Genomic DNA, 24902 nt, shown 5'->3' on the forward strand with positions numbered 1-24902 from the left:
GGAGTTGGCCGCTATCGCAAACGTCGCACTAACTAATTATATTCAATTTGAAGTCGAAAATAAGAAATATTTATTTCATGGGTTAACAGGAAATATTCTTGAATTGGATGAGCTATCTAAAAATATGGTTCAAACATTTAATGAACATGGAGAACGTGTAGCTGATACACGGACTGTTTCAGAACATTATTTGTTGCAAAAGAATCCACAATTTGCTGAGGTGTTAACCGAGCTTGAGCAGATGGAAATGATTCAACGAGACTCCTATAATGAACAGCGTTTTTCCAGCACTCCTGCCCCGCCGTCAACAACTGCCAATATGCCTGTTAAAACGCTTGTTTTTCATTTAGTGAATGAATGTAATTTACGCTGCACATATTGCTATGCAGGAGATGGAGAATACGGGGCGCCACAAAAGTATATGTCCGTTGACACAGCAGATCAAGCCATCCAATTTTTAATGGAAAACAGCTTTGATGAAAAAGAAGTGAATATTGTTTTATTTGGTGGAGAACCTTTTTTAAATTGGAAAACGTTGAAATATGTAGTGGAGCAGGCAACATTACAAGCTACAAAACATGGGAAAAGCGTAGGTTTTTCTTTAACAACGAATGGAAGTAAAATGTCAGAAGCACAAATGGCTTTTCTCAACGAGTACAAAGTCATGGTTTCTGTCAGTATGGATGGAACAAAAGAAGCTCATGACCGACATCGGCCGCTGGCTGGAGGACAAGGCTCGTATGATCGTGTCAGTCAAAACGTCGAAAAACTAATGAATATTCACCATTCTGCTCCAATCGGCACTCGCGTCACAGTCGTTAAAGACTTTGAAAAGCTGGAAACATCTTTAAAACATCTTTTATCTAAAGGGTTCTACGAGGTGGGGTTTGCCCCTGTCACTGAGACAAACATGAATCTTGCTTTAGATGATGAAGATTTAAAGGAGTTATTGTGCCAATTTGAAGAACTGACTGATTTATTTGTTGAACATGCATTAAAAAATGAATACGTTGGATTTTCAAATTTAACAAATCTTTTAAAGGAACTGCACATCGGAACGAATAAAGCGTATGGGTGTGGAGCGGGGCTAGGCTTTTTTGCGGTCAGTCCGGATGGCGGTTTGTTCCTTTGTCATCGTTTCAATGAAAATGAAGAATTCCGGATGGGAGATATTTTCTTTGGAATTGATCAGAAAAAGAGAGCGAGCATGTTAGACGAGCTTCATGTGGATCGTAAGCCTACTTGTCAATCTTGTGCGTTAAAACATATTTGCTCTGGCGGCTGTTATTATGAGGCGATGGAAAGACAAGGAGATTACCGAGCCCCTAATGCCCATTACTGTAACTGGATGCATGAATGGATCACGATCGGATTGAAAGCGTATGTGAAAATTTCTCAACAAAACCCTACATTTTTAGAGAAAATCAGTGGTGTCACAAAAGAGAGGTGTGTGAGCAACTAATGGTCAAGAAAACAGCTACATTCTTCATACTAGCTTTATTGCTAATCATCGGAAGCACAAGTTCTCTCAGTAGCGCAGAAGAAGATTATACGGAAAGAGTCTATATTTCAGGGTATGGACAAATCATCCCTATTGATCCGTCTGTTCCGAAAGTAATGGAAAGTATCAAAGTAAAAGGGCCTGTTCGAGATATGAGTTTCTCAGAAGATGGCAGGACAGGCTTATTTTTAGCCAATGACCGGAAATCGCTTTATGTAGTAGATACGATGCAAAATAAAATAACGTCTGAAATTAATCTCCAAGCAAGAACGGATCAAGGTTTGTTAGATCGTCGTGTATGGGGAAGCACCATCTCACCTGATGGGAAAAAAGCGTATGCATTCGTGACCCAAGGGGAGAAAAGACGGAATAGTTTTAAAACTCACCCTAGCAAGATCATAGAAATTGATATTGCTAGTAAAGAAGAGAAGCGTAGCGTGGAGGCTCCTTATGGCACACATGTCCTTCAATTTAAGAAAGGAGATCCGAATACCATCTATGTTTGGGGGTATGACATTCATGAATTAAATCTAAAAAATATGAAACTAACATTAAAAGAAGGAGTGAAGCATCCTAAAAACAAGGAAGATGGGGTAGGTAACTTCCTGATGTTATTTCCACGGGGTGAGAACGGAATTAACTCTATTCCGTTAATGAAGCAGTACCCTGACGGACGAGTAACGGAAGGGATTATGTGGATGAATTTAAAGTCTGGAGAATTGAAAACACTTGAATACGATCGCGAACCTATCGGAATGTTTTCCGCTGTGATCGATCAAAAAGAGGAGTTTGCTTATACGACTTTAAATAAATGGTATAAGGTGGATATAAAATCACAAAAGGTTGTGAAGGAGGCCACACCGCCAGTTGGAAGTATGTATGGGGTGAATTTAAGTGCGGATGAGGAAAAATTATACTTTAGCGGTGCGGGAAATGACTTTATTATTGCTAATAAAGACTTACAGGTAGAGAAAAAACTGACCATCCCGACCGATAGTCTAGATCTGAAAGTAATTAAAATTCAAAACAAATGATAAAGGTGATTTCTAAGAATCGTAGCAATGTGACAAAGGTACAGAGGAGGTTGGTTCATGGAATTTGCTGTGGCTATTCAATCCATAAGAGATTTAAAACATGTGAAAGAACCTTGGAATCCCATTGAATCGCAAAATGAAATAGAAGCGGAACTTCAGGAGACCTTTTTTCAAGAGTGGAAGGAGGTGTTTGGAGACGTATCTACCCCTGACCGAATCGTGTTTGGGTCGGAATTTTGTCAATACCGCATTCCTTCTTTGAAAAATCTTAAGAAAGCGTTGGCGTTTTGCTCAGAAAATGATCTAGATTTCTCTTTTGCTACTCCATATGTACATGAGGAAAAATATCAGCAACTTCATGAGCTATTAGCTTTTTTAAATGAAGAGGCCGAGCAGCAAGAGGAAACGATTGAAGTGATCATCAATGATTGGGGCGTCTATTACTATACGAAAAAACATTTTCCAAAGCTTCACTTAGTTATTGGCCGATTATTAAATAAATCGATTCGCGATCCGCGCGTGGCGCATCATTACAATGAAAGCAATGCGCCGGAAGAAGGAAAAGACTTTTTTAAGAATACAGGTTTGTTTGCCACAGCCTTTAAACAGTTTTTAGCTGATGGAAAGGTAACTGGATACGAATTTGATCAATTAATTCAAGGAAATTCATTAAGCGCGAACGAGGCCGAGCAAACGATTGGCTTGCATTTTCCGTTTGGCTGTGTCGCTAGCGGAAGCGCTTGTATGGTGGGGTTTATGGATACGGATAAAACGGATAAGTTCCGTGGCGATCCAGAATGTAAACAACAATGTCAGCTATATATTTTTGAACTGAAAAATAAACTTCATACAGATATGAAAAGCCGTGTATTTCAAAAAGGAACGACCGCTTTTTATAGCCATGATAAAGGATTGGTCAAGGCAGGATTTTCTAGTTTGCAAACGATTGAAAATGCTAGAGCTGTATATAGTATCAGGATTCCTGTCTAAAGGAGGCGGAAAAAATGAACATTTTAGCACCGCTTGGAGCGAAAGAAGAAGTAGAGATGTTAGCTGAAAATGGAGCGGAAGAATTTTACTGTGGCATTACTCCAAATGAATGGATGAAACAGTACTCACCAGGTGTATGGATCAACCGGCGTAATCCATACGCCGGCTTTCCTTCTTTTCAAGATTTACAAGAAGCGGTACGACAAGCAGAAAGCTATAACATCCCGATTTTCTTAACGTTAAATGCTCCTTATTATATGGAAAAACAATATCCGATGTTGATCGATTTAATTAAGCATTGTTCGGAAGAAATTGGCGTTCGAGCGTTTATCGTCAGTGACCTAGGATTAATGATGGCCATGAAGGAGAAAGTGCCTCAAGCTGCTATACATGTGAGCAGTTTAGCCGCCCCGATGAATACTGGGAGTATTGAACTGTATAAGCAAATAGGGGTGGAGAGAATCGTTCTCCCTAGAAGTGTTCAATTAAATGAAATTCCTAAATTGAAAGAATCCGCTGGAGATATCGAGCTAGAGGTGTTTATTTTGAATGACGGTTGTGTTTATGAAGAAAGCTTTTGTATGACCACTCATTCAGCAGGAGCCTTCTGTGCACAGTCACAATGGGAATATAAAGCTTTTCATGCGGATGGAAATAAGCAGTTGTCTTCCCGAGAAATGGAGAAGTTGATTGAGCAAGTAAATGATTATCGGGAGTTTGTTTGGTTTGTTAATGATTGTAATTGTCAAATTGCTTCTGATGGACTGCCGCTTGGACCTTGTGGTTTATGTTCTCTTGAAAAACTATTTCATTTAGGTGTCGATTCGCTAAAGATTGTCGGCCGTGAAGGAGCGCCTTATAGAAAGTTGGCTAGTATACAGATGGTTAAAGCGGTGGTCGATCATGTTCGGAAACAAGCAGGGGAAGAGGAAGTAAAGCAACTAGCGAGAAACATTCGCAATCAGCCTCAATATTGTGATTCTGGGCTTATGTGCTATTATCGCTGAGGTGAAAAAAGATGAATATTTTTTCTTTCATCAAACCATATCGTTTCATCTTTTTACTCGTTTTTGTCATGGGGCTCCTCTCGACATTTATTACATCGATACAGCCAATGATTGGGAAGTTTTTCATTGATGAAGTATTGATTGCTAAACGGTATTCATTCTCGCTTACTTTAACATTAGCGATTGCAGTAGCAGCTGTTGGTTATGGCGTGGCTCTCTTCACCAAGTTTCTTTATTTTCGAATGAGTTTGCATATCATGGTCGATATGCGAACAACATTCTATCATCACCTGTTGCATCTCCCGTTTGATTTCTTCACCAAAAATCGAACGGGAGATATCTTATCTCGAATGAACGAGGATATAACAGAAATACAGCGTCTTTACACAGAAAATGTATTGCAGCTATTCACCATTGGCTTAACTTTCATCTTTAACGTGGCATTATTATTATTTTTGGACTGGCGTTTAACATTGTTATCCTTTCTGTTTATGCCTTTATTAGTGATAGGTGTTCAAAAGTTTCGTCGGCTGATTTTTATCAACCAAATGGAATTTCGAAAAGTATCAGCGAAAAATCAAAGTTTTCTATACGAGACATTTTCATCTATGAATTTTATCCGTACCGCCCATATCGAAAAACAGCTGAAACAGCAGTTTAAAGAGGAACTAGAGGATATTAATAAGCAAAATATGAAAGTGATGTTTACGAATGCCTGGGCACAAGGAATTCCGCAGTTCGTTTTAATGGGGTCAGCTGTTTTTATGCTATCATTTTTAGGGCAACAAGTGATGCGCGGAGAGATGACGCTAGGGACTTTGCTGGCTTTTATGGCGTATCAAGCTAGCCTATTCGCCACTGTTCAAGGTATGGCCCAGCTGTATATGAAGTTTCAAAAAGGTCGAGCATCGATTCAGCGTGTAAACGATTTCTTTCATATTCCACATATTCAAGTCGAGGGGAAAGATGTTCCACAGCTATTTCATACGATTCGCTTTGACCAGGTCTCTTTTTTTCATCATCCCAATCAGCCAATTTTAACGGAGTTTAACCTTGAAATTAAATCAGGAGAAAAAGTGGGCCTTATTGGAGAGAATGGGATGGGCAAAAGCACCATTGCTCAGTTACTAGCACAAATATATGAACCTGTCAGAGGGGCGGTTTACTTAGACGATAAAAATATCAGTGAATTTTCTAAAGCAAGTTGGTATAACAAAGTTTGCTTAGTCGCACATGATCACCCTGTTTGGTGTACGACGATTGAAGACTTTTTAAGACTAGGCAAGAAACAAGCCACAGCAATTGAATTGGAACAAGTAATAGAGTTAATGGGGTTGTCTAGCTGGATTCATTCATTGCCTAAGAAGATGAATACACAGCTTGGTGAGCGTGGTCTCACGATATCAGCTGGACAGAAGCAACGGCTTTTGCTGGCTCGAGCATTACTGCAAGAGGCTGATATGTATATTTTTGATGAGGCGACTTGCCATTTGGATACAGAATCAGAGCGCCAATTGTTTCAGCGGCTGCAAGAGCATTTGCAAAATAAAACCGTCATTTTCATCACCCATCGCCATGATCATTTAGCATGGCTAGATCGCGTAGTGGATTTATCTAAAACTGAATGGAAACCGATGAGAGGAAGGGTGGCGAGTGAACATGTATCCATTTAGCATGGATGAAGAAGAGTGGGGAAATGGACAGGGCATTAAAATCGCTCACATTGATAGTGGAATTAATGAATGGCATCCGCATATTGGGAAAGTGACTGGAGGTATAGCCTTTCGGGTGAATGATGTCGGCAAGATTGTGATGGAAGAAAGCTTTCAAGATGATCTTGGACATGGAACCGCTGTTGCGGGAGTCATTAAAGGGCAGGCTCCAGAGGCGGAACTATGGGCTGTGAAAATTTTTCATGATCGACTCACTACGTATATTGAAGTGCTATGTGCAGCGATTGAATGGTGTCTTGAGCAGAGAATGGATATTATAAATCTTAGCTTAGGCGTCAATCAAGATATTCCAGCATTTCGTCACATTTGTGAGCAGGCGAATGAAGCGGGCATCTTGATTGTATCAGCATGTGATGAACAAAATGGTTTATATTGGCCAGGCTACTATCATTCGGTTTATGCCGTTCGAAGCGCTAAGAGTGGGAGAAGAGGAGTCTTTCATTTTTCGCCCAATGATCCTATTCATTTTCAAACAGCAGGCGTTCCTAGAGAGTTAGAAGGACCGCTGCAAAAATTTAACTATCAAGGGCATAGCTTTGCCGCGGCTCATGTGACGGGGGTAATTGCTAAGGTCAAAGAAAAGTATCCAGAGGCAAGGACGATCTCTGAAATGAATCAGCTGTTCATCAAGCTGAGTGAACAGCAGGCTGTACAGGAAAGAAGCATCTGAGGATTAACTATACTATAATTATTAAAGGACATTACATATTAGCCATGTAAAATATGTAATGTCCTTTTATTTAGCTATCTTTTTTAACTTATTTCTTGATAAGAGTTCGATGCTCTTTTGGTTGATTAAAGTTCTCGCTGAAATGTTCCTTTTACCTTCATTGTTCGTTCCTTTTCTCTAAACATGAGCCAAATAATCAAACTTAATCCGAAGGTGAGGAACTCTAAGGAGACGATGTACCAAGGGTAAGGGCCTAAAAGGTCGAGTAGGCTAGTCCCTTTTGGTTTATGGTGTAAGTATAAATAATTGCCATCAACGATTCGGTTAATGATCATGATAAAAGGCATGAGCACATTTAAGAAGATGATCATTTTGAAAACAGAATAAATGGTAGGTCGATATCCTTTGATCCAAGTAAAATAAAGCGGTGTACAAAAAATAATCATATGAGTGATGAAAAAGTGGAAGAAACGAAAATGCGGAAAATCAAAAGTTAAAAACGGTGTTAATAACGCTTGAGAAGCACCTAATAAACCAGTAAATAATAAGATTTCATAGGCAATTCTCTTTTGACTTATTAATAAAATAACGGTTAAAAATAAACTAATGCTGCATAATTCTAATGGAAGTGAATGGCTGAGGTTCCAACTGTCCGTTACAATCATCCAAACATGATAGGTGATTTCCAATGTTAATAAAAAAAGTGCTATGCCAATTTCCGCATACTTTAGTTCAAGTGTTTTTAAATAATTTTTAAAAACGTACATAAAAACGATGCTTGAAATTAAAATAAGTAAAATAGCTATATGACTAGCTGAAAACATCTGAAAATGAAATTGCTCATTACTCCCACCGAACCAATCCATACTTTTCCCTCCCTCTACGAAAATAGTTTAACATATTTTGTTATGATCGTTTTTATATACGAAGAATAAATGAACGAATGTAATAGTAGAAGCATTTAATAAAGTGAAACTTCAATCAGTGGGGATTTTCTTCATCCCCCACTGATAAAAGAAGAACAAAGGCTAACATGCCTACGCTTCTTCTGCCATGTTGAGCAAGCAGTCAATAGATGAGCGTCATCGCGTGATCGATTCACTTTATTTGTTAATTCATTGTTAATTAAAAGCGGAATCGGTGTGAATGGTTGGAAATGCTGATATAATTGAGGATAAGTGAGGCAATCAAATAAGGAGTGGTGTGACTCATGCCGAAATATATTGTATTTGATTTCGATGGAACATTAGCGAACTCATTAACGCTTTTTATTGAAGCATATAATGAAATGGCAGAACGGGAAGGTTATCGGATCGTTCAGGAATCTGATCTTGAGCCTTTAAGCAAGATGTCTATTCCTGAACGATGCAAGTATTTAAATTTTCCTTTACGAAACATACCATTCGCCGCCCCAAAGATTTATCGTTATGTTAGGGAGTCCAATATTGGTTTTCAGTTTTTTCCTGGTATTAAGGAACTGCTAGATGAGTTAAAAGAGAAAGGCTACCGGCTAGCTATTATTTCTTCAAATGCAAAGGATATTATTAGTCAATCTTTAAAAACACATCAAGTGGATTATTTTGATGAAATTTTATGTTCTAAGTTTATTTTTAGCAAAGACAAAATGATTAAAAAGCTGTTGAATAAGTATAAGTTGACGCCGTCTGACGCATTATATGTCGGTGATGAAGAGCGAGACATCACCGCCTGCAGTAAAGCGGGCATTAAAGTCATCTGGGCCGGATGGGGTTATGATGCTGCTGAAGTGGCTTTGAAAGCAAACCCTGATTATATTGCTGAAAAGCCAAAAGAAATACTACCGATTGTATCTAAATTGAGTGTAAGCTGAACCATTTTCGCTATATGCAAACCAAAAGGATACTCACTCAAAAGTGGGTATCCTTTTAATAGCTCACTTGTTCAATTGTTGTTTTCGGTTGTTTTGCTACTTGCTTATTCAACCAAGTAGGGTACCAGCTATTGATCATTAGTTGCATTTTCTTTGAACTGAATTGCCCTTTCCATGATTGTACTGCTTCTCCGTCAATATAGAAGCTCACTTCATTTGGTAACACATCGATTCTATAACGATGAGCATCCTTAGTTGGATCAAAGGGTAATTGGTAAGTAGCTTGTTTCGCTTCTTTTCCATCTTTATAAACGGTAAACAGCACTTTTCCGCTAGAATCATTCCATATCTCAATGTCAATTTCATGATAAAGATCGGGTGGTGCATAAAGAAAAAAGCCAGTGATGGACCCCGGAGCATCAGCTACTTGAATGGTGGCTTCAAACCGGCCATATTGAAATGTTTCTCTCGTGCGAATCTCCCCACCGTTTCCCTCTTGATCAGAAAGCGAAAGAACCACTTTTCCAGGTTGGTGGCTCACTTGATCCGCTAATAAATAGCCGTGCCCAAGTGGAAATTCCTCTCTAACCTCCCACCTAGTAGAATCAAATGTCTCAAAGTCTTCGACTGTCCGAGAGGTGTTAAGAAGCATCCAATTCTTTATCCAAGAAGAATTGATGGCAACTACAACAACAAATAACACTAACATAAAAATCCATAATTTTGATTTCATTCTCATTTCTAATCCTAAAGTAAATATTTTTAGTATCGACATGCTAATGATAAGTAAAATGTATCGAATATTCTCTCGCTACACAATTAAAGGTAACGAAATGCGTTTGCAATAAATATAATATAAGAATAATAAAGACTTTTCAAGTTCATCCTATTTCTGTATAGTAATATAAAAGAGATATTTTAAAAAAGGAAGAGTTCCATGATTATTAAAAATGACGAAGAGCTTCAAGCTCTAAAAAAAATTGGCAAGATTGTTGCTGAAATACGTGATGAGATGCGTGCAGCGACAAAGCCTGGTGTGACGACAAAAGAATTAGATTTATTAGGTGGAGAATTATTTGCAAAGCATGGGGCCGTTTCTGGTCCAAAGGGTGAGTATGATTTCCCAGGCTTCACATGTATTAGTGTCAACGATGAAGTCGCTCACGGAATACCTGGAGAACGGGTACTTCAAGAAGGAGATCTTGTAAACATTGATGTTTCAGGATCTTACGATGGATATTTTGCAGACACAGGAATTTCTTTCGTTGTTGGCGAAGGGGACCCTGTTTTAACAAAATTATGCCAAGCGGCCGAAATGGCCTTTGAACATGGTTTAACGAAAGCAAAAGCAGGATCTAAGCAAAATCAAATTGGAAAAGCTGTCATGAATGAAGCTCGCCGACAAGGGTTTACGGTCATCAAAAATTTAACAGGACACGGAATTGGCCGCTCCCTTCATGAAGCACCGGATCATATTTTGAACTATTTTGATCCATGGGATAATGCTTTGTTAAAAGAAGGTATGGTCATTGCTTTTGAGCCGTTCGTTTCAACAAAAGCAGAAATGATTGTTGAAGGTGGAGATGGCTGGACTTACAAAACACCTGATGGTAGCCTAGTGGCTCAAATCGAACATACGATTGTGATTACAAAAGGTGAACCGCTGATTTTAACAAAATAATAAGAAAAGCTGAATCTTCAAACCATTAGATTCAGCTTTTTTATTGTATAGAGCAATAAAATAATGTATCCTTAAAGGAATCGACAATTTTCTCATTTAGTAAAGGAGTTAAATTCATTGTTAGATTATAAGTTATATGAACATGCTAATTCGGATAAATATGTAGTGCTCATTCATGGTATGGGTGGAAATTCTAGCATCTTTTATAGTAATCTTAAATCCTTGAAAAAACATTTTAATATACTGGCTGTGCACCTTCAAGGACATGGAAAGAGCCCAAGTGTAGAAGACGAGAAAAATTTTAATATTGAGGTAGCTGCCCAAGAAGTGTTAAAGGTCCTCGATCATTTATTAATCAAAAAAGCCCATTTCATCGGCATTTCTTTAGGAACGATTGTGATTCATTCAATCTTTAAAATAGCGCCAAAACGGGTGTATTCAGCAGTGATGGGAGGAGCGATTACGCATTTTAACCTCTTCTCAAAATTTTTGATTAAGATAGGAAAGATGATTAAATCATTCACTCCTTTTTTATGGATTTATAAGCTTTGTGCTTATATCATTATGCCAGGTAAAATGAACCGGAGATCGCGATCATTATTTATTAGCCAGGCCACGAAAATGAAGCGACCTGATTTTCTTGCTTGGTTCAACCTAGTTGATACAGTAGAAGATGTGTATAGAGGTGTTCCAGAAAGCTCAAAAGGAGTGCCGAAACTATACATTTCAGGATCAGAAGACCATTTGTTTATTAAGCAGCTTCAAAAGGATATTTCTGAAGATCCATATGCCACGTTTACGTTAATTAATAATTGTGGCCACGTATGCAATGTGGAAAAAAGCAAAGAATTTAATGAGGCTTCTATTGATTTTTTATTAAATGGTGGAAAAGAGATTAAGGAAGCCCAGTAATAAAACGGAGAAAATAAATGTAAGGCTTCTTCACAAAGATGGAGAGGTCTTTTTTATTAAATCGTAACAATTACTATTTACAAAACGGAATCATTTCGATATAATTTCTTACAGTTAACAGTTATGAAGAGGAGGACGATCAATGAAACGAGTACTTTCAATGGCTACGATGATATCAGCAATCATGCTTATTATAGCTGGATGTTCAACTGAAAAGGCAGAAGAAACGAAGCAGGAAAAAGAACAATTACAGGTATATACAACGATTTATCCCCTAACTTTTTTCACTGAAGAAATCGGAAAAGAGTTTGTTGAAGTGGAGAGCATTTTACCCGCAGGTGTAGATGAACATACATATGAGCCTACATCGAAAACGATGATCGACATCGCACAATCCGATTTATTTATGTATAACGGGCTTGGATTAGAGCCGTTTGGAGATAAAATACAAGAGTCGATGAAAAATGAAGAAGTAAAAATGATCGAAGTGGGGGAAGAAATTGATGTAAATGCTCATAAACAAATGCATGGCCATGAAGAAGAAACGACACATGAGGATCACACCACTCATGAACATAAGCACGATGATGGTCATAATCATGGAGGTGTGGACCCTCACGTATGGATTGACCCAACATTAGCGATACAAATGGCTGAAGTGGTGAAAGATGAGTTAGTGGAGCTTCAACCTGAGCATAAGTCTGAGTTTGAAAACAATTTTAATTCGTTAAAAGAAAAATTATTGAAGTTAGATGAAGACTTTCATGAAATGGCCGATCATGCCAAGCATAAAGAATTTCTTGTGTCTCATGCAGCTTTTGGTTATTGGGAAGATAATTATGGTTTAAAGCAAATTAGTGTATCAGGTTTATCTCCAACTAATGAGCCTTCACAGAAGCAATTAAAAGAAATGGTCGAGACGGCTAAGCAACAAAACATTAAATATGTGATTTTTGAGCAAAATGTCACACCAAAAGTAGCAAAGATTGTACAAAATGAATTAAATGCAGAAGCCTTAAAAATTCATAATCTAGCGGTATTAACAAAAGAAGATGAAGCGAATAAGGACAACTACATCACCTTAATGGAAAAAAATATTGAGACATTGAAAAAAGCAACTGAATAAAGAGAGAAGCTAGACTTGATAGTAAGAGCCTTGTGTTTTCCTAGATTGAAATTGTGTTCATTATTAATGAAGCATGATATTTCACAGTGGAGAAGCAAGGCTTTTTATGATGAGTAAACCTTCCTTGTTTTTTTTGGCATACTTTTCCTACTAATTTGGAATGATAATATATAGCTGAACATAACAGGAGGAATCAAGTTGACTAGAAAAACATTATGGAAACAAGAAGTAAAGTTGCCTTCATTTGAGACTCTTGATCAGATGGTATTTGCAGATGTCGTTATTGTTGGTGGAGGTATTACAGGAATTGTGACAGCTTATTTGTTAACGAAAGCAAAGAAGAAAGTGGTGTTAATCGAAGGAACAGAGCTAGTAAATGGAACGACAGGACATACAACCGCTAAAATGACGGCTCAGCATAACCTCATCTATTCCGAATTAATGCAGAACTTCAGTAAAGAGCAGGCGAAGCTATATTATGAAGCTAATCAAGAGGCGATTGCTTGGGTGAAACAAACGATACAGGATGAAAAGATTGATTGTGATTGGATGGATGACACGGCTTACGTCTATACGAATTCGGAACAGGAAACAGAAACGATTAAGCAAGAGGCACAAAGTTATGAAGAACTGGGCATTGATGGGGAGCTAGCTAACACGTTACCTTGGAAAACGCCTTTTAAACAAGCAGTGAAAATGAATGGTCAAGGACAATTTCATCCGATCAAATTTTTGCATCCGCTAGTACAGTTTATTAAAGAGCATGGGGGAGAAATTTATGAGCATACGGTGGCGAAAGATATAGAAAAAGGAGAAAGACCCGCTGTCATTACGAAGCAGGGAATGAAAGTAGTAGGCAATGATATTGTGATTGCGAGCCATTTTCCTTTTTATGATAGCGATTTTTATTTCACGAAAATGTATGCTAATCGCTCCTATGTTATAGCAATTAAGCCGAAAAAAGCTTTTCCAGGCGGGATGTATATAACGGCTGAAAAACCGACCCGTTCTGTTAGAAGTGCTATGTATCAAGGGGAGGAAATCTTGCTCATTGGTGGAGAAGGGCATAAAACGGGACAAGGTCAGCCGACAGAAGAGCGGTATCAAGCGTTAATTGATTTTGCGGAAAAAGAGTTTGGAATTAAAGAGTTGTTATTTACTTGGTCCACACAAGATTTAATGACATTAGATAATCTTCCTTACATTGGCAAGATAAATAATGCTGACAATATTTACACGGCTACAGGCTTTAAAAAATGGGGAATGACGTCAAGCATCGTCTCGTCCTTACTGATTTCTGATTTAATTTTAAATAAACAAAATCGTTATGAAGAGCTATTTTCTCCGCAACGTTTTAAAGCGGACCCAGGCTTGAGAAACTTTGTCAAGCAAAATAGCGATGTAGCGGGCCATTTTATTAAAGGCAAACTTGATTACTTTCTCCAAAATGATGAAGATCTTCCTATTAATACAGGCGTGGTAATCAATTGGAATGGAACGAGAGCGGGAGCTTTTAAAGAAGAAGATGGTACTGTTCATCTTGTCGATACGACATGCACGCATCTAGGGTGTGAATGTGAATGGAACGCTGCCGAAAAAACATGGGATTGCCCATGTCATGGTTCTCGATATTCTGTTGCAGGGGAAGTAATAGAAGGACCAGCGATTGAACCATTAAAGAAATTGAGAGAATAAAAAAATCGTCCTTCATATGAAGGGCGATTTTTTGAGCATTCAAATAAGACCAATAACGTCAAGAAAGACGATGATAATAATAACTGGTACAACAAAACGTAACAGTAGTAGCCACAAAGCAAACCAACTTTTCACATTTCCTGCCCCTTTAGATAACTCATCGATCAGCAGTTGTTTATCCATTTTCAATGGGATAAAAATAGCGATTAAAAAAGCACCTATTGGCATTAAAATGTTGCTGACAAGAAAGTCTGCCGCATCAAAAATATTTTTATTAAAAAAGGTGATCTCACTAAGGACACCGAATGATAAGGCAGAAGGAATACCAACGATAAAGATCGACAAACCAACAATCCAAGAAAGTCTCTTTCGTTTCGTTGAATCTCCTTTGGCAATCGCAGCAACGATAATTTCTAGCATTGAAAAAGCAGATGTGAGTGTAGCGAATAAAAACAAGGCTAAAAATAAGATTAAAAACACCGAGCCGAAAGGAATTTGCTGAAAAATAGAAGGTAGAACGATAAATAATAATCCCGGTCCTGCTGTCGGCTCAACCCCGAGTGCAAAAACGGCTGGGAAGATGGCTAATCCCGCAAGCAAAGAAATAAGGATATTTAAACTAACAATAGAAATAGCCGATTTAGGTAAATTTTGTGTTTTATCTAAATAGGAGCTGTACGTGACCATCACCGAGACCCCAACACTTAATGAGAAGAAAGATTGCCCCATGGCAAACAATACGCCTTCAGAAGTAAGCTTAGTGAAATCGGGCTTTAAGAAAAATTCCACCCCAGCCATCGCATTGTCTAATGTTAATGAGCGAATAATAATGACAATAAATATGACGAAAAGGGCAGGCATTAAATATTTGTTTGCAACTTCAATTCCATTTTGAATACCACGTGAGACAACGGTGATCGTAATGAGTAAAAACGCTAATTGAGCGCCTATTGACCAAAACGGGGATGCGATGGTTTCTTCAAACAGAGCAGTAAAGTCACTTGTCGCTTGAAGTTTACCAGTTAGGCCAAACAATAAATACTGTAAGATCCAACCACCAACAACACTGTAAAAGGATAAAAGGATAAAACTTGTGATAACTCCAATGTATCCAGTCACTGGCCAAAATGATTTAGGAGCAATATGTTCATAAGCTCGAATCGCTTCTTTTTGCGTGCTCCGACCAATGACGAACTCCCCAAGTAATAAAGGAAGCCCCACTAATGCAGTAAACAAAAGAAAGAGAAGGAAGAAAGCGCCACCACCACTTGTTCCAGCTACATAAGGGAGCTTCCAAATCGCTCCAATCCCAATAGCAGAACCGGCTGAGGCTAAAATAAAGCCAATCTTTGATGTCCATTGTTCGGTTTGATTCATTATTAAATCTCCATTTCTCTTCTTAATATTTAATCATCATATAATACTTTAATTAAATAGAAAAGAACATAATCGAATTTTTAGAAAAAATCCGGCACTCATATTATTAGGAAAAATGAAGGGGAAAGAGTAAAGTGATAGTAGATAAGAAAAATTGATTTTGAATGAGGAGGTACTTTTATGAACGAACAACAAATCTACGAGATGATTGATAGGCAAAAACAGTTCTTTCATACAGGAGAAACGAAAGACGTTGCTTTTCGACTAAAGGCACTTCGACAATTAAAGAATATGATTGTCCAATATGAACCGAAAATTATGGAGGCGCTTTATCAAGATTTGCGAAAAAGTGAGTTCGAAGCATATGCGACAGAAATAGGCTTAGTGTTAGATAGTATCAATTATGTGTCAAAGAATTTGAAGAAATGGGCGGCTCCAGTAAAAGTAAAAACGCCTGTCCATCAATTGCCGGCAAAGAGCTGGGTTCAATCAGAGCCGTACGGCGTCGCCTTAATTATTGGTCCGTTTAATTATCCATTTCAGCTTGTAATGGAACCACTCATTGGAGCGATCGCGGCAGGTAACTGTGCTGTTATTAAGCCATCTGAAAATACACCTTATACGTCTGCTCTAGTGAAAGAAATGCTTAATCGTACATTTGATCCAAGCTATATTCAAGTGATTGAGGGAGAGAAAGAAACCACTTCTACGCTTATTCATGCACCATTTGATTATATTTTTTTCACAGGAAGTGTGCCAGTAGGGAAAATCGTAATGGAGGCAGCTAGCCGACATCTCGTTCCGTTAACACTTGAGCTTGGAGGAAAAAGCCCAGCGATTATTGACCGAACAGCGGATTTGCAGACGGCAGCGAAAAGAATTGTTTGGGGAAAATTTGTGAATGCTGGACAAACTTGTGTAGCGCCCGACTATTTACTTGTTCATCATAATATTCAAGAAGATTTTCTAAAGCAATTAAAAAAAGAAATCATTGATTTTTACGGAAAAAATGCTCAAGAAAGTCCGGATTATGGTCGAATTGTGAATGAAAAACAATTTGATCGTTTAGTGGAGATCATGGAAAAAGATCGATCAAAAATATTTTATGGTGGCGAGTGTGATCAAAAGGATTTATTTATTGCACCGACCATTTTGCATTCTGCCGATTGGACGGATGCATCGATGCAGGATGAGATATTCGGACCGATCTTACCGATATTGAGCTATCAAGAGCTAAATGACGTGATTACAGAAGTAAATAAACATCCGAAACCGCTTGCGTTGTATGTGTTTACAGAAAATGAAGCAGTAGAAAAGAATATCTTATCCTCTATTTCCTTTGGGGGAGGCTGTGTGAATGACACATTATCTCATGTGGGAAGTCCTTATTTACCATTTGGTGGAGTGGGGCCGTCAGGTATGAATAGCTATCATGGAAAGCATAGCTTTGATACCTTTTCACATCAAAAAAGCGTCATGAAGAAAAGCACGAAGCTGAGCCATTCGATGATTTTTCCTCCATATGGAGATAAAGTGAAATGGCTGAAAAAAATCATAAAATGAAGAAGCTGTAGTTGAAGGGAAAATATTGTCTACGTCGAATGACATTAATAAAGATAAGACTTTAACTGAGGTGAAAAAAATGCCTGTGAGCATGGCTGATTTAAAAGTGCCAGATGAATGCATATTGAATCAAGAAGAAGTCATCCTAGCAGCGGTCAATTATTTTGAGCAAATGGGATGGCAAGTGGAACACACCCTCTCTCCAACAGAGCCAGATGTGGTAGCGAAAAAAGATCATTGGACAGTCATTGTTAAGGCGAAAGGATCAAAAAGCAAAAAGCAAAAAGGGGATATTGTTTTCGATAATAGCCAGCTGAGAACTCATGTGGCAGATCAAATGGAAAAAATTATGAGGTTTCAACAAACGGAAATAGCACCAACCATTTTTATTATGGCCAATCCTAACATTTATCGAATTAAATCAATGACCAACCAAGTATCATTAAGCCTTGATAAACTCGACATTGTTAGAATGTGGATCAATCCAAACGGAAAGCCAGATTTTGATATCCCGAAACATCTGTATGCGATTGCTGAACAAATTGGTTTATAAAGAACAAGGGTTGACTCTTTTAAGTGTAATGAACACTTATGAGTCAACCCTTGTTTAGTGTGATGGAAATATTATTCATCTTTTTTGGATAGACAACGATCGCATTCCATCAAATAAGATTCCGCTTGCTCATGCATATGTTCACCGCATTCTGGACACATTTTTTGAGGCATTGTTCTAAAAAATTCTACTGGACTCATCATCATTTCGCTCTCTCCTTTTATAATACAGTATTTTTATTTGCTTTCTGTTATAATACAGTATACGCTCGGTTGGTTGTTTTGTAAACGACAAATTTAAATTTTCTGAAAATTAATCCAATAGTACTATTCTGCTGACGACTTAGAACAACAGCTTGAATATTATTAAACAGTTCGTGTTATTTGGAATTATTCTATTTTCAGCTAAGAAGTATTTATTGTAAGAAAATCAATGATATAGAACAATTCTCCTTGCTTTATTCTATGTGAGGTGTTATATTTAATTCAGTTGTTTAAGTTCGTTTCAAAAGAGAGCATTGTTTCAAATTGTTTTCGTCTTGAAATAGCAATAAACAGCAAGAAATGATTGAGCGCATTTGCGCGAGGAGGAATTTACATGTTACAAGGTAAAGTAAAATGGTTTAATGCAGAAAAAGGTTTCGGATTCATCGAAGTTGAAGGACAAGACGATGTATTCGTACATTTCTCCGCTATTCAAGGCGAAGGCTATAAATCTTTAGAAGAAGGCCAAAGTGTATCTTTCGAAGTTGTTGAAGGACCACGTGGACCACAAGCTGCTAACGTAGAAAAACAATAATCATTGTATATGAAAAGAGGCTGTCCTTTTGGGCAGCCTCTTTCTTTTGTAAAAAACTATAAAGTTTTAAATAATCGTCATACAAAACTGATTATTCGGAAAATTATGTGTATTTTTTGAGGGTTATTTTATATAATGTAATTACTATGGAAATATTTAAAAAAGGAGGGGGCATTTGGAGTTTGTTATTAATGAAAAAGCAAAAAAGTGGTTAATGCGTCATGGGTCTGTGTTGACAATTGGTTTTTTCGATATTGGAGGGTGTTGTGTAAGTATTATAGAATTAGATGTTCGTTTAGGAGAGCCAAATGATTTAAATAGATTTCAACGCTATAAAAAAGAAGGTCTTACTTTTTTTATTGAAAATGGCTTGGATTTTAAAGGAAATCGAGTGACTATTTCGTTGTCTCTATTTTCAAGGATCCAGGTGCAAGGTGTGAAAAGGTTTTAGCGAGGTGTCAGCTATGGAGAGAGTAAAGGATGTTCAAACAGTTGTGCATGAATTAGCAAATATATATGTTCCTTTTTTTGATGTAGAACGGGGAGGAAAGATTGGTAGTACAAATTTAGCCTTTTCAGCTGTTTATAATCGAAGAGATGAGCGTTATATGTTTACGAAGAAAATTAAAGTGTGGGGAGTGGACAATCAACAAATTGTTTTTGTGGCAGCTCCTGAGTTACAAGTAAGTGAAGAATACGTGGATCAGCTGATGACGGACATGATTCATTCTATAAAAGAGTATGTGCCGCAGCATGGAGAACATATGTCCACGGTGTTTACAGGAATTATTATTACGAACCGGTCCGTTACATCAGAAGTCATTCGTACGATCGAAAAAGTCAGAAGATTGAAATTTTTAAAATTCGGTACGCAAGGATGGGTGGAAATGTATATCGCAATCCTCGACCATAGTACAAAAGAAATATATATGCATAAGAAAGGAAAAATCTTTATTGAGCCTTTATATCATTATTTAAAGGAGGAAGAAAAAGCATGAGTTTATTAACATTATTGGCTATTGCAGGTATTATTTTTATCATTGCGTATTTTACGTATGGAAGATTTCTGGATAAGAAATTGGGTGTAGATCCGAATCGTCCAACACCGGCTATTACAATGGCTGATGGAGTGGATTATGTGGTTGCACGAAAACCAGTGTTATTAGGACATCATTTTGCAACGATTGCAGGGGGAGGGCCAATTGTTGGCCCGATCACAGCTGTTGTTTTTGGATGGATTCCGGCTGTAATTTGGATCATCGTTGGCAGTATATTTATCGGCGGTGTTCATGATTATGCATCATTGCAAGCTTCTTTACGTCATCGGGCTGAGTCTATCGGTTCAATTATTAAGGAATATATGGGGAAAAGAGGACAAACTTTATTTTTGGCTTTTTCGATTGCGACATTGATCTTAATTGTTGGCGTATTTATTATTTTGGTTAAAGATACATTTGTTGCCGTACCTGAAGCTGCCACAGCATCTATTTTATTTATTGGTATTGCGATTGCTTTTGGGTTTTTAGTGAATCAAATGCGAATGAATTTTGTATTAGCCAGTATTTTAGGGGTTGCTGCTATGTTTCTTAGTATTTGGGTCGGGATCAAATATCCGCTCCAATTAAGCGGTGAAGTATGGATAGCCATCTTACTAGTTTATGCTTATTTAGCTTCTGTCATGCCAGTTTGGATGTTGCTGCAGCCTCGCGATTATCTCAATTCATTCTTATTATATGGAATGATTGGTGGGGCAGCTTTAGGAATTATTTTAGCTAATCCACAAATTAAATTGGCTGGCTATACAGGCTTTTATAATGAAACATTAGGATTTTTATTCCCTATTTTATTTATTACAATTGCATGCGGAGCCGTTTCTGGGTTCCACTCCCTCGTCTCATCAGGAACAACAGCAAAACAGTTAGATAATGAAAAGAATGGCCGATTTATTACGTATGGAAGTATGCTGTTAGAAGGATTTTTAGCGATCATTGCCATTGGAGCGGTCGCCTATTTATCACAAGAGGAATTTACGGCTAGAATGGCAGAGCTTGGAGGTCCTATTGGTACATTCTCAGCTGGTGTTGGTTTCTTTATGTCCCATTGGGGAATTCCTGAGGTGACAGCGACTACGTTTACTGCGCTAACTGCTTCAGCTTTTTTAATGACGACTTTAGACTCGGCAACTCGCCTTGGAAAATATGCGGTGCAGGAATTTGCGGAAAGCCGTGCGAAGGTATTTACTCATAATCATGTGGCAACGATTGTTGTCGTCGTTGGAGCGGGGGCTCTCGCTTTATCAGGCACTTGGAGTACGGTATGGCCTTTGTTTGGCTCAGCTAATCAAATGCTTGGAGCGATTGCGTTGCTTGCAGTGAGTGTTTGGCTAATTAAAACAGGTGTAAAAGCTTGGTTTATTATTGTACCAATGATCTTTATGTTTATTGTGACATTAGCTGCCTTAATCGTGTTAATGCAGCAAAACTTTACAACTGGGAATTACTTTTTAGCTTCGGCTTCCTTTATCTTATTTGTACTTTGCATCGTACTTGTTATTGAAGCTTGGCGCTCTTTAACAACGGTGAGTGATGATACTTCAGTGAAGATTTAAATAGAAAATAGTGTAGCTCCGAAATAAAAGCTTCCATTTTAACTAAGTGATTAAAATGGAAGCTTTACTAGCAATCTATTTTACATAATATTATTATAACTTATTTTAGTGCTCTTGGATTCTTTTGTGTTTTAGCAAATGACATACTATAATAAATGAAAAAGGAGGCACATCGATGATTAATGAACTTTTACCACCGAAACGAATTTTAATGGGGCCCGGTCCAAGTGATGTTCATCCGCATGTATTAAAATCAATGGTGACACCGTTGCTAGGACATTTAGATCCCGCTTTTTTAACAATTATGGATGAAACGATGGAATTGTTGCGCCAAGTCTATCAAACAAAGAATAAAGCAACGATGGCGATGTCTGGAACAGGAAGCGCAGGGATGGAAACAGTTTTTGTCAATCTAATAGAACCTGGTGACAAAGTTCTTATTGGGGTGAATGGGCTTTTTGGAGAGCGAATGGTTGATGTAGCCGAGCGTTGTGGCGCAGAAGTCATTCAAGTAAAGGCACCTTGGGGACAAATCATTGATCCACAACAAATCAAAGAAATGCTACAACAGCATAAAAATATTAAAGTAGTAGCAGTGGTTCACGCGGAAACTTCAACCGGTGTTAGACAGCCGTTAGAAGAGATTAGTCATATCGTTCATGAACATGAGGCGTTGTTCGTATGTGATATGGTCACAAGTCTTGGGGGCTGTCCGACTGACATTGATCAGGTAGGGGTAGATGCTGCTTATAGTGGTACACAAAAATGTTTAAGTGCACCTCCAGGATTAGCACCAGTTACTTTTAGCGCTCGTGCTGTTGATGTAATGGCTAAACGAAAACAAAAGGTGCAAAGTTGGTATTTAGACTTATCGATGATTCAAGCATATTGGAGTGAGGATAGCGAACGTTTTTATCATCATACGGCTCCTATCACCATGATCTACTCTTTGCGTGAAGCGTTAAGGTTGATCGTTAATGAAGGCTTGGAAAATGTATTCGCACGTCATAAGCGATATGGGGATTCCCTTCATGCTGGTCTTGAAGCAATGGGCTTAAGTCTGCTTGTGGAAAAAGAACATCGTTTATCCCAATTAACTTCTGTAAATATTCCAGAAGGTGTAGATGATTTGGCTGTTCGCAAACGGCTGTTGGAGAAATACAGCTTAGAAATTGGCGGCGGTTTAGGGGAATTGAAAGGAAAAGTATGGAGAATCGGCTTGATGGGGTACAATGCTCGCCAAGAAAATGTTACATATATGCTAGCAGCTTTAGAGGATGTGTTAAAGGAAGAAAATTGTAACATTGAGCATGGAGTGGCACTACAAGCAGCTGAAAAATTAATGAATAAGTAATGGGTATCTATGGCAAGATCTCTCTTTTATTAAGACGAAAAAGATTATATTTTCTCAACAATTAGTTTTATTTACAAATTGAGTAAAAGCTGATACCGTAAGATTGCCAAAACACTTGCTAGATAAAGGGGTATTCAAATGACGATTTTTACGGATGAAGAGCAAGCTTTAGAATGTGTGGTTACGGATGCGGAATGTTCATGGAAAAAGAATGTCATCAAGATTGAAAACGGATATTTAGTAAGCCGGGGATTAGTTACGAATGTTCGAATTCCGTTACATCATGTAGATACAGTCGTATATTCTATGAATCCTAAAAAACCAGCTCTCGTACCTGGTTTAAAGATTATTGGAAAAGGTGTCATACTTGCTGAAATGGATATTTCTGCAGAGTATATTGAAATGGTTCAAGATTGGCTTCTTCAAGTAGTTGAAAAGAAATAATGACTCCTAAAGATGCCGGGTTTCTCCGCAACTTTCCTTAAGAGAGAAAAGTTGCGGAGGTAGAGCCTGGCTTTTTATTTATTAAATACTGAACATTCATTCTTTTTGAAAGTGGTGATCAAATGAAACGGCCTTCTCCATACCTTCTCCTCGTATTAGCTACTCTTTTGCGGGGAGGCAATTTTGTTATCGGCCGGGCAGTAGCGAATGATCTACCGCCATACACGCTGTCTCTTAAAAAATTGAGAGACGGCTTTTTTTAATAGGAAAGAGAACGTTTGTTTGTTATAATAAGGCGAAATGATAAAGGAAAGGAAGTATCTTAATGAAGGGATCAGCTCATTTAGCCATTGGAGGAGCCGCAGGATTAGTAACGGCGCTGTATTTGCAAACAGATCCGCTCTCAACAGTATCCCTTATTAGTCTTGGGGCAGTCGCGGGGCTTGCACCGGATCTTGATGTGAACGGCAAGTTATCTAATCGAATTACGATTTCGAAAAAATGGCTCATTTTGTTTTTTGCCTTATGTGGCGTTCTTTTAATCGGCTATAGTTATCTGCATTTAGCAGGCTTTATGAAATCGGCAGGGTTCCTGATCGGAGTGTGTTTATTATTGCTTCCGAGATTGTTTATTAAACAACGAACGATGTTATTTCTCACTGGTGCAATCATAGCTTATGTCGGCTGGCAGGCTGATATTTATTGGGTTATGCTTTTAAGTGGCTTTATCATCGTTTCTTCTTTTTTATCGCATCGATCATTAACTCATTCTATCATCGGTGTCATTTTCTTCGGTTATATTGCCTGGCATTTTGAACAATCGGTCGGATTAGAAGGAAGTTTCCTAGCAGCGGTGTTAGCTTATGCGAGCCATTTAGTTGCAGATATGAAAATGTGGTCCTTTAACAAAAAAGGAGTTAAATGGTTCCAACCAATATTTAATAAAGAATTTTGAGTTTGTTTTTTATAAAAACATTATGTGCAAAATTCAAATAAAAAGATTCCTATTCACACCCTAAATATACTGTAAAAACATGACCAAAATCATGTACTAGCAGTAAAACGAAGTGCAAATGAAGAAGAGGAACGTTAAAATAAAGTGGAATACAGGAAAATCGTGAGTGAAGGGAGCAGAATGTATGATGTGGAAAAAATTTTTATCAAGTATAGGAATTGGCAGCGTCAAAATTGATACAGTGATCCCAAAAAGGCACTTTATAGCTGGAGAAGTAGTAGACGGGGAAGTGATCATTACAGGAGGACAGGTAGCGGTGCCAATCCAATCTGTTGTGTTACAAATTGTGTATCAATTTGAAGAAATTCGTGATGACAGTGATTTTTCTATTCATGAAAAGGAACTCAACCAATTAACTATTCATCTAGACAAAGAAATTCTTTCTGGAGAAACAGTCGTTCTTCCTTTTCAGTTGCCGCTTGAACAACATTGTCCTGTTACCGAAGAAAAGAAACAAACTTTTTTAAGAACAACCGCGATTATTCCACAGTCGGTAGACGCCACGGACCAAGATGAAATTATTATCAAAAAGGATGAATAGTAAATCATCACTTGCGAAAATGATGACCCATTGTTATAATGATTCAGGCACAATATTTAGTGTTTTGTTATAATTAAAATCTATATTTAGTATGAAGCCAGTAAAAAGGTGCTATATGCATAATAGGGAATCCGGTGAAAGTCCGGAACTGTACCCGCAACTGTAAGTGCAGACGACCAAGGTAAATCCACTGTCCTAAGACGGGAAGGGCCTTTGGAAGGATGAAGCACAAGTCAGGAGACCTGCCTTTTTATAGCGTTTACTCTTCTTCGGGAGTTGGGAAGAAAGCGCGAGGAAAATATCAATTGCTTATTAATCGACGAGCTAGAGGGCTCTCTATGACCGTTTGATTAATGTTTAATATTTCTTCGCTCTGATCCCATCTTTCTAATAGAAAGGTGGTTTTTTGTTTTCTTTTTTTGGAAAAACCTCTTTCGAAACAAAAAATATT

The 24902-nt window shown here is 37.9% G+C and carries 25 protein-coding genes and 1 riboswitch; of the genes, 21 read left to right on the top strand and 4 right to left on the bottom strand.

All coding sequences use genetic code 11. The features are described 5' to 3' along the window. Window positions 1-4 precede the first annotated feature (4 nt). From WDJ61_RS07920 to WDJ61_RS07945, 6 genes are read left to right on the top strand one after another with little or no spacing between them, the layout of a single operon-like run. Window positions 5-1462, top strand: coding sequence for a radical SAM/SPASM domain-containing protein (locus WDJ61_RS07920; protein WP_338754292.1), 1458 nt, complete (start codon window positions 5-7; stop codon window positions 1460-1462). Continuing rightward, window positions 1462-2535 carry a hypothetical protein gene (locus WDJ61_RS07925; RefSeq protein ID WP_338754293.1) on the top strand — a complete coding sequence of 358 codons (1074 nt, stop codon included), beginning with the start codon at window positions 1462-1464 and terminating at the stop codon, window positions 2533-2535. The genes WDJ61_RS07920 and WDJ61_RS07925 overlap by 1 nt, the downstream gene beginning before the upstream one ends. A gap of 57 nt (window positions 2536-2592) precedes the next feature. Further along, entirely contained in the window at window positions 2593-3525 is a 933-nt protein-coding gene (locus tag WDJ61_RS07930) for a hypothetical protein (protein ID WP_338754294.1), read from the top strand. A 14-nt stretch (window positions 3526-3539) separates the two neighbouring features. After that, window positions 3540-4532, top strand: coding sequence for a U32 family peptidase (locus WDJ61_RS07935; protein WP_338754295.1), 993 nt, complete (start codon window positions 3540-3542; stop codon window positions 4530-4532). A gap of 11 nt (window positions 4533-4543) precedes the next feature. Then, the gene (locus WDJ61_RS07940) at window positions 4544-6205 is read left to right on the top strand and encodes an ABC transporter ATP-binding protein (RefSeq protein ID WP_338754296.1); all 1662 of its coding nucleotides are present in this window, start codon (window positions 4544-4546) and stop codon (window positions 6203-6205) included. Then, entirely contained in the window at window positions 6192-6935 is a 744-nt protein-coding gene (locus WDJ61_RS07945) for a S8 family serine peptidase (RefSeq protein WP_338754298.1), read from the top strand. The genes WDJ61_RS07940 and WDJ61_RS07945 overlap by 14 nt, the downstream gene beginning before the upstream one ends. Before the next feature lie 125 nt (window positions 6936-7060). Here the strand turns inward: WDJ61_RS07945 and WDJ61_RS07950 are convergent, their stop codons facing one another. Beyond that, window positions 7061-7801 (bottom strand): TIGR02206 family membrane protein, encoded by a 741-nt coding sequence (locus tag WDJ61_RS07950; protein WP_338754300.1) that lies wholly within the window; start codon window positions 7799-7801, stop codon window positions 7061-7063. Window positions 7802-8145: 344 nt separating this feature from the next. Here WDJ61_RS07950 and WDJ61_RS07955 point away from each other — a divergent pair, with 344 nt between their 5' ends. Then, complete coding sequence (locus WDJ61_RS07955) at window positions 8146-8784, top strand: HAD-IA family hydrolase (protein ID WP_338754302.1); 639 nt, start codon at window positions 8146-8148, stop codon at window positions 8782-8784. Between the two features lie 55 nt (window positions 8785-8839). On the opposite strand, the gene WDJ61_RS07960 is transcribed toward WDJ61_RS07955, so the two are convergent. After that, window positions 8840-9517, bottom strand: a complete 678-nt coding sequence (locus WDJ61_RS07960) for a family 16 glycosylhydrolase (protein ID WP_338754303.1) — start codon at window positions 9515-9517, stop codon at window positions 8840-8842. A 204-nt stretch (window positions 9518-9721) separates the two neighbouring features. Here WDJ61_RS07960 and map point away from each other — a divergent pair, with 204 nt between their 5' ends. The 4 genes from map (at window position 9722) to WDJ61_RS07980 (ending at window position 14198) form a co-directional block, all read left to right on the top strand. Next, a complete protein-coding gene (gene map / locus WDJ61_RS07965) occupies window positions 9722-10465 on the top strand; it encodes a type I methionyl aminopeptidase (RefSeq protein ID WP_338754304.1) in 744 nt (247 codons plus the stop codon). Between the two features lie 117 nt (window positions 10466-10582). After that, entirely contained in the window at window positions 10583-11377 is a 795-nt protein-coding gene (locus tag WDJ61_RS07970; RefSeq protein ID WP_338754305.1) for an alpha/beta hydrolase, read from the top strand. 142 nt (window positions 11378-11519) lie between these two features. After that, the gene (locus tag WDJ61_RS07975; RefSeq protein ID WP_338754306.1) at window positions 11520-12503 is read left to right on the top strand and encodes a metal ABC transporter solute-binding protein, Zn/Mn family; all 984 of its coding nucleotides are present in this window, start codon (window positions 11520-11522) and stop codon (window positions 12501-12503) included. Between the two features lie 198 nt (window positions 12504-12701). Next, the gene (locus WDJ61_RS07980; protein WP_338754307.1) at window positions 12702-14198 is read left to right on the top strand and encodes an FAD-dependent oxidoreductase; all 1497 of its coding nucleotides are present in this window, start codon (window positions 12702-12704) and stop codon (window positions 14196-14198) included. A 39-nt stretch (window positions 14199-14237) separates the two neighbouring features. Here WDJ61_RS07980 and WDJ61_RS07985 read toward each other — a convergent pair whose 3' ends face one another. Further along, complete coding sequence (locus WDJ61_RS07985) at window positions 14238-15575, bottom strand: sodium-dependent transporter (protein WP_338754308.1); 1338 nt, start codon at window positions 15573-15575, stop codon at window positions 14238-14240. A 180-nt stretch (window positions 15576-15755) separates the two neighbouring features. Here WDJ61_RS07985 and WDJ61_RS07990 point away from each other — a divergent pair, with 180 nt between their 5' ends. Next, window positions 15756-17138, top strand: coding sequence for an aldehyde dehydrogenase (locus WDJ61_RS07990; RefSeq protein ID WP_338754310.1), 1383 nt, complete (start codon window positions 15756-15758; stop codon window positions 17136-17138). 25 nt (window positions 17139-17163) lie between these two features. Continuing rightward, complete coding sequence (locus WDJ61_RS07995) at window positions 17164-17691, top strand: hypothetical protein (RefSeq protein ID WP_338754312.1); 528 nt, start codon at window positions 17164-17166, stop codon at window positions 17689-17691. Window positions 17692-17762: 71 nt separating this feature from the next. Here the strand turns inward: WDJ61_RS07995 and yhfH are convergent, their stop codons facing one another. Continuing rightward, on the bottom strand, window positions 17763-17897 hold the full coding sequence (yhfH, locus tag WDJ61_RS08000; protein ID WP_338754314.1) for a protein YhfH: 135 nt from the start codon (window positions 17895-17897) through the stop codon (window positions 17763-17765). A 391-nt stretch (window positions 17898-18288) separates the two neighbouring features. On the opposite strand from yhfH, the gene cspD reads away from it, so the two are divergent. The 8 genes from cspD (at window position 18289) to WDJ61_RS08040 (ending at window position 24451) form a co-directional block, all read left to right on the top strand. Then, a complete protein-coding gene (gene cspD, locus WDJ61_RS08005; protein ID WP_094834266.1) occupies window positions 18289-18489 on the top strand; it encodes a cold-shock protein CspD in 201 nt (66 codons plus the stop codon). 175 nt (window positions 18490-18664) lie between these two features. Beyond that, entirely contained in the window at window positions 18665-18940 is a 276-nt protein-coding gene (locus WDJ61_RS08010; protein ID WP_338754316.1) for a CC/Se motif family (seleno)protein, read from the top strand. A gap of 13 nt (window positions 18941-18953) precedes the next feature. Continuing rightward, window positions 18954-19487: a hypothetical protein gene (locus WDJ61_RS08015; protein WP_338754317.1), complete on the top strand. Its 534-nt coding sequence runs from the start codon at window positions 18954-18956 to the stop codon at window positions 19485-19487. Beyond that, window positions 19484-21097, top strand: a complete 1614-nt coding sequence (locus WDJ61_RS08020; protein ID WP_338754318.1) for a carbon starvation protein A — start codon at window positions 19484-19486, stop codon at window positions 21095-21097. Before WDJ61_RS08015 ends, WDJ61_RS08020 begins: the two co-directional genes overlap by 4 nt. A 175-nt stretch (window positions 21098-21272) precedes the next feature. After that, window positions 21273-22451, top strand: a complete 1179-nt coding sequence (locus WDJ61_RS08025; protein ID WP_338754319.1) for an alanine--glyoxylate aminotransferase family protein — start codon at window positions 21273-21275, stop codon at window positions 22449-22451. Window positions 22452-22589: 138 nt separating this feature from the next. Then, entirely contained in the window at window positions 22590-22895 is a 306-nt protein-coding gene (locus WDJ61_RS08030; protein WP_338754320.1) for a hypothetical protein, read from the top strand. Window positions 22896-23220: 325 nt separating this feature from the next. Further along, window positions 23221-23850 carry a metal-dependent hydrolase gene (locus WDJ61_RS08035; protein ID WP_338754321.1) on the top strand — a complete coding sequence of 210 codons (630 nt, stop codon included), beginning with the start codon at window positions 23221-23223 and terminating at the stop codon, window positions 23848-23850. 184 nt (window positions 23851-24034) lie between these two features. Further along, window positions 24035-24451: a sporulation protein gene (locus WDJ61_RS08040; RefSeq protein ID WP_338754322.1), complete on the top strand. Its 417-nt coding sequence runs from the start codon at window positions 24035-24037 to the stop codon at window positions 24449-24451. 89 nt (window positions 24452-24540) lie between these two features. Next, a riboswitch (cobalamin riboswitch) is annotated at window positions 24541-24716 on the top strand. The last annotated feature ends 186 nt before the right edge of the window (window positions 24717-24902 follow it).

The sequence above is a fragment of the Bacillus sp. FJAT-52991 genome, assembly GCF_037201805.1.
GTDB classification, from domain to species: Bacteria; Bacillota; Bacilli; order Bacillales; family Domibacillaceae; genus Bacillus_CE; species Bacillus_CE kandeliae.

Coding starts and splice junctions, on each gene's coding strand:
- WDJ61_RS08015 (WP_338754317.1), top strand. CDS start 18,954: ATGGAGAGAGTAAAGGATGTTCAAACAGTTGTGCATGAATTAGCAAAT.
- WDJ61_RS07960 (WP_338754303.1), bottom strand. CDS start 9,517: ATGAAATCAAAATTATGGATTTTTATGTTAGTGTTATTTGTTGTTGTA.
- WDJ61_RS08030 (WP_338754320.1), top strand. CDS start 22,590: ATGACGATTTTTACGGATGAAGAGCAAGCTTTAGAATGTGTGGTTACG.
- WDJ61_RS08025 (WP_338754319.1), top strand. CDS start 21,273: ATGATTAATGAACTTTTACCACCGAAACGAATTTTAATGGGGCCCGGT.
- WDJ61_RS07950 (WP_338754300.1), bottom strand. CDS start 7,801: ATGGATTGGTTCGGTGGGAGTAATGAGCAATTTCATTTTCAGATGTTT.
- map (WP_338754304.1), top strand. CDS start 9,722: ATGATTATTAAAAATGACGAAGAGCTTCAAGCTCTAAAAAAAATTGGC.
- WDJ61_RS08040 (WP_338754322.1), top strand. CDS start 24,035: ATGATGTGGAAAAAATTTTTATCAAGTATAGGAATTGGCAGCGTCAAA.
- WDJ61_RS07990 (WP_338754310.1), top strand. CDS start 15,756: ATGAACGAACAACAAATCTACGAGATGATTGATAGGCAAAAACAGTTC.
- WDJ61_RS07925 (WP_338754293.1), top strand. CDS start 1,462: ATGGTCAAGAAAACAGCTACATTCTTCATACTAGCTTTATTGCTAATC.
- WDJ61_RS07975 (WP_338754306.1), top strand. CDS start 11,520: ATGAAACGAGTACTTTCAATGGCTACGATGATATCAGCAATCATGCTT.
- cspD (WP_094834266.1), top strand. CDS start 18,289: ATGTTACAAGGTAAAGTAAAATGGTTTAATGCAGAAAAAGGTTTCGGA.
- WDJ61_RS08020 (WP_338754318.1), top strand. CDS start 19,484: ATGAGTTTATTAACATTATTGGCTATTGCAGGTATTATTTTTATCATT.
- WDJ61_RS08035 (WP_338754321.1), top strand. CDS start 23,221: ATGAAGGGATCAGCTCATTTAGCCATTGGAGGAGCCGCAGGATTAGTA.
- yhfH (WP_338754314.1), bottom strand. CDS start 17,897: ATGATGATGAGTCCAGTAGAATTTTTTAGAACAATGCCTCAAAAAATG.
- WDJ61_RS07955 (WP_338754302.1), top strand. CDS start 8,146: ATGCCGAAATATATTGTATTTGATTTCGATGGAACATTAGCGAACTCA.
- WDJ61_RS07985 (WP_338754308.1), bottom strand. CDS start 15,575: ATGAATCAAACCGAACAATGGACATCAAAGATTGGCTTTATTTTAGCC.
- WDJ61_RS07940 (WP_338754296.1), top strand. CDS start 4,544: ATGAATATTTTTTCTTTCATCAAACCATATCGTTTCATCTTTTTACTC.
- WDJ61_RS07945 (WP_338754298.1), top strand. CDS start 6,192: ATGTATCCATTTAGCATGGATGAAGAAGAGTGGGGAAATGGACAGGGC.
- WDJ61_RS07935 (WP_338754295.1), top strand. CDS start 3,540: ATGAACATTTTAGCACCGCTTGGAGCGAAAGAAGAAGTAGAGATGTTA.
- WDJ61_RS07930 (WP_338754294.1), top strand. CDS start 2,593: ATGGAATTTGCTGTGGCTATTCAATCCATAAGAGATTTAAAACATGTG.